Annotated in this window: 2 protein-coding genes; both read left to right on the top strand. The window is 51.0% G+C overall.

The window, feature by feature from the left end:
- Positions 1–564 precede the first annotated feature (564 nt).
- Positions 565–3,084 (top strand): type VI secretion system Vgr family protein, encoded by a 2,520-nt coding sequence (locus L977_RS13050; RefSeq protein ID WP_047625918.1) that lies wholly within the window; start codon positions 565–567, stop codon positions 3,082–3,084.
- Entirely contained in the window at positions 3,081–4,763 is a 1,683-nt protein-coding gene (locus L977_RS13055) for a T6SS phospholipase effector Tle1-like catalytic domain-containing protein (protein WP_047625919.1), read from the top strand. Before L977_RS13050 ends, L977_RS13055 begins: the two co-directional genes overlap by 4 nt.
- The last annotated feature ends 161 nt before the right edge of the window (positions 4,764–4,924 follow it).

The following is a 4,924-nucleotide window of genomic DNA, read 5'->3' on the forward strand; positions in this document are numbered from 1 at the left end:
GAACATGGGGGTTTGGATCTTTTATATTTTGTGGTTGAAGATATTGTAAAGCCGTTTGAAGAAGTCTGTAAGGTTAGTGAGATAAACCCACAAAAATTTGACGAAATATGTAAGTATTTTATCGCTGGGCTATAGATTATGAAAATAAACAAGATGATCTCGATGTTTGTTTTTAGATTCATTGCTGCTACAGGCATGACAATAGGTGCTTTTGGTACGCTATTTTTAATCTGGTATGTTTTCTTTTCTTATAGTGAGCACAGAATTGTTTTTTCTTTGCTTTCGCTTTTATCGATATTTGTCGGGTTTGTGATATTCAAGATGGTTTTTAAATATATTTATAATGGGTGGGGTGATTATCTTTAGCTTGCGGATTTTTTTTGCATGCGAGCGGTTTAAAATAAACACAACTACCTTTGGAGTTTGCTTTCAGTGCTGGAGTTCTTTATTGGATACCTGATGTATCGTTCTGCGTGTACCTATGTCTATGATGAATGAGACAGCCTGGGTTGAATGTTAAATCTGAAGCCCTCCCCTCCGGTAATTGTTACTGTGGAGAAGAATATGAGTTTTATTGATACCATTAAAAATATAACCAGCACTACCCTGAACCGTTACCTTCTGGATATACCTTCCTGTCTGTCATCGCTGGACGTTGAAGAATTCAGTGGCAGGGAGGCATTAAGCCAGACCTATTATTACACTATTACGTTCACCAGCCCGGATAAAAATATTGATACCGCTACGGTATTGCGTAAACCCGCCACGCTGACAATGGGGACCGGTATTTTACAGGCCCTGGCGGATAAGAAAGTGGTCCACGGTGTCATTACTGATTTTCACCGGATATCCGGCTCGGCCGACCAGGCAAAATACCGGGTAACGGTGGAGCCTTTCCTTAAATTACTGGACAGGCAGCACCGCAGCCACCGTTTCTTCGTCAATAAATCGGTGCCGGAGGTGGTGGAGCAGGTGTTGCGGGAACACGGCCTACACGGCTGGGAGTACGAGTTTAACCTGAAGCAGAGCTACCCGAAGCGCGAGCAGATAAACCAGTACCAGGAGAGCGACCTGGCCTTTGTTCAGCGCCTGCTGGCGGAGGTGGGGATATTTTACTTCTTCACCTTACAGGAAGATGCGCAGACGGAAGTGGTGCACTTTGCCGACGCGCAGCGGGCGCTGATGTTCGGCAAAACCCTGCCGGTGAACAGCCCGTCCGGGATGAGCGACAGCGGCGCGGACTCGGTATGGGGGCTGAACGTGGCTCACAACGTGGTGGAAGCGAACGTCACGACGAAAGATTACAACCACCGTGACGCGCAGAGCGTGCTGCAGTCCGCCCCGGCCGATATGACACGGGGCGACGGCGAGGGGATGACCTATGGTGAGGTATACCATTACCGGCTGCGCCACCTTGAGCGCGGCGACAAAATTGACCCGCAGGCGGAAACCGCCAACTTTTATGCCCGCCTCGACCATGAGCGTTTTCTGGCGGAACAGGTTCGCATCACCGGTAAAAGCACGGATGTGACGCTTGCCCCGGCCCAGGTACTGACCCTCACCGACAGCCTGCCGCCGGCCCTGCCAGAAATGCTTCAGAATCCGTTATTGCTTACCGCCGTCGGGTTCACTGCCAGCCGCAGGGATGCACTCCAGGTCACTCTGCTGGCGGTGCCCTGCAGCGAAACGCAGTGCTGGCGTCCGCCGCTGCTGCCGCGCCCGAAGGTGAGCGGCACCATGACGGCGCGGGTGACCAGCGCCAAGGCCAATGATATCTACGCCTGGCAGGATGCTTCTGGTCTCTATCGGGTGAGGTTTGACGCCGACAGGGATGACAAGTCGCAGGGCCAGGAGAGCATGCCGGTGCGTCTGGCCAAACCCTACGGCGGCGACGTGTACGGTTTCCACTTCCCGTTAATCCAGGGCACGGAAGTGGCGATTGCCTTCCATGAAGGCGATCCGGATCGCCCGTATATCGCCCATGCGCTGCACGACTCGCGCCATGTTGACCCTGTGACGGAGAAAAACAGCACGCGGAACGTGATTAGGACAGCGGGTCTTAACAAGTTGCGGATGGAAGATAAGCGTGGCGAGGAGCATATCAAGCTCAGCACCGAGTATGGAGGCAAAACGCAGCTGAACCTGGGGCATAACGTGGATGCGTCCGGGGCACTGCGTGGTGAAGGTGCAGAGCTGCGGACGGATGACTGGATAAGTATCCGCGGCGGGAAAGGGGTGTTTATCAGTGCAGATATGCAGCCTCAGGCGCGGAAACAGATGCTGGAGATGGATGACGCTATCGGGCAGCTGGAGCAGGCATTAACGCTGGCACGAAGCATGGCGAAGGCAGCAACTTCAGCAAAAGCCACACAGGGGGATATCGGGAGTCAGCGACAATTAAATGCCTCTTTAAGCGACCTCACCGCTCCGGGCATGCTGCTGCATGCACCTGAGGGGATTGGCATGGTCAGCGCCCGGGCGTTGCGGATAGCTTCGGGAGGTGAAAGCGTGGGTATCATGTCGGGAGGCAACACCGATATCAGTGCCGGGCAGTCATTCACCGTTGCAGCGGGGGAAGCCGTCAGTCTGCTGGCAAATAACCGGGGCATGGAGTTACTGGCCGCAAAAGGCCAGGTAACTATTCAGGCGCAGAGTGATGCTTTGTCGGTTACCGCTCAGCAGGATCTTGAAATTCAGAGCTCGGAAGGGACAGTGACTGTCTCCGCTCATCAGGAGCTGGTTCTGGCGTGTGGTGGGGCCTATATCAGACTGAGCGGTGGAAATATCGAACTGGGTTGTCCGGGAAACATCCTGTTTAAATGCGCGAATGTACAAAAGATTGGCGCAGCCAGTCTTGATCTTGCGCCGACTGAAATGCCGGTAGGGTTTGGTGGCGGTTTTATTCTTACCGATGAAAACGGTGTACCACAGCCTTCAACACCTTATCGAATCACAACGGCAGAGGGCGATATTTTACAGGGAACTACTGATGAAAAAGGCAAAACAGCGCCGGTCAATACGTCAGTTCCGTCATCGGTAAAAGCTGAGTTCGGTAAGATAAAAACTAACGGAGAGCTGGAATGACACAATATCAGGGGTATGACGTACAAGATGCCACCCATAAAACCAGTATTCATAATGAGTGGAAAACCGTTATCGCAAAGAAAAAACCGGTACGGGGCGTGACCTTAACCATCGGTGTGTTTTTCGATGGTACGGGGAATAATCGTGAAAATACCGCATCCCGCCTGATGAAATTCAATGAATGCAGCGCTCCCAAACAGGGGATGAATCAGAAAGATGCGCAAAGCTGCGAGGATTTTAGTCATGCCATCAACAAGGACAGTCTCTCAAATGGCAGCTACAGAGGATATTATTCAAATATTCACTGGCTAAACTCTCTTTACATAGCAGATCAAACCTTATTGGATGATCAGGTTCAGGCACAAATTCAGACCTACATTTCAGGGATAGGTACCGCGGCGGATAAATCAGACTCGGCCATCGGTATGGGGCTGGGCACCAGTATTCTGGATATGTATGAAGGCGTGGTAACGAAAACTGACGAAGCAATGGAAGGGATCGCCAGCGAATTATTAGCTTTTATGAAGCGAAATGTTCAACAGGATTTCTGTATTGCAAAAATTCAGTTTGATGTCTTTGGCTTTAGCCGTGGGGCGGCGGCGGCACGGCACTTTGCCAACCGGGTGATGGAACAGGATACGGCTATAGCCAGTGCAATTACGAAAGGGCTAAGGGGAGATTTTTACGACGGTAAACCTTCCGGTGAAGTCCGCTTTCTGGGGCTTTTCGATACCGTGGCGGCCATTGGCGGGATCAGCAACTTTTTCGACATTAATGGCCGCAGCAATCCGAGGGTGAAGCTGGAATTGCGTCCTTCGGTTGCGAAGAAAGTATTCCAGATCACCGCGATGAATGAATACCGGTATAACTTCAGTCTGAACAGCATTCAGGGCATGTGGCCCGAGCTTGCGCTGCCGGGAGCGCATTCAGACATCGGTGGGGGGTACAATCCGGTGGGATCACCTCTGCAGGAAAATGAAAGCCTGTTTCTGAGCTGTCCCGAATTTGAAATCGTCAGCGACGATACCAGAGAAACCGATACGCGAGTCTATCGTAATGCGGAGAAAGCGAGAGAAATGCTGATGTCTCTGCCTGCCTTAAAACATATTTTGCCCCACGGGAAAATCACCACCAAAACCCGCTCTGTTGGTGTCATAAACAGCAATCAAAGCCGGGCTGGCATAATACAAAAACAGGTGGGAGCCGCCGTGTTTTTTGAGCGCATGGCCGTTCCCAATGAATGGGCCAACGTCTGCCTGCGTGTGATGTTGGATGCGGCTCAGGAGGCGGAGGTAATGTTCTATGAAATTCAGGAAGAGAATGAAAAATATTCATTACCGACAGAGTTGAAAGCCCTTTGTGATAAAGCGATTGCCCAGGGAAAATCGGTACGACTGGGACAGGAGCCGCAGGCTTTTACTGAGGACGAGCGACTTCTGATTGGGAAATATACCCACTGCTCCGCAGGATGGAACATCGAGTCCGACCGTAATTTATGGGTGGATCCTAAAACGGGAGAGATATTTATTCATCGTTTTGGTCCTAAAGAAGATAAGGCGTTTGTCTTCCCGAATAAACCCAATGACCACTGGGTGCGTTCCGTATGGTATATGGACGATCAACAGCGACTGAATGACAACGCAGAAAAAAACGACGACGTTATGGTCCCAAATTATTAACGCACAGGACGGCAATATGACTAAGGTTAACTTCATCTTAACTTCACTGCTGCTTATGTCGGTAGCCGGTTGTACCGCAGAAAAATCTCCGGCTGCTGTCCCGGGTGAGACCGAGTGGGGCTACAAAAAACTGCCTTACGATGAATGGAAGTTTCTCTTTA

The sequence above is a fragment of the Enterobacter sp. ZOR0014 genome (assembly GCF_000798855.1).
GTDB lineage: Bacteria > Pseudomonadota > Gammaproteobacteria > Enterobacterales > Enterobacteriaceae > Enterobacter > Enterobacter kobei.

Excerpts from the sequence above, each read along its gene's own strand:
- L977_RS13050 (WP_047625918.1), top strand. The coding sequence starts at position 565 with ATGAGTTTTATTGATACCATTAAAAATATAACCAGCACTACCCTGAAC.
- L977_RS13055 (WP_047625919.1), top strand. The coding sequence starts at position 3,081 with ATGACACAATATCAGGGGTATGACGTACAAGATGCCACCCATAAAACC.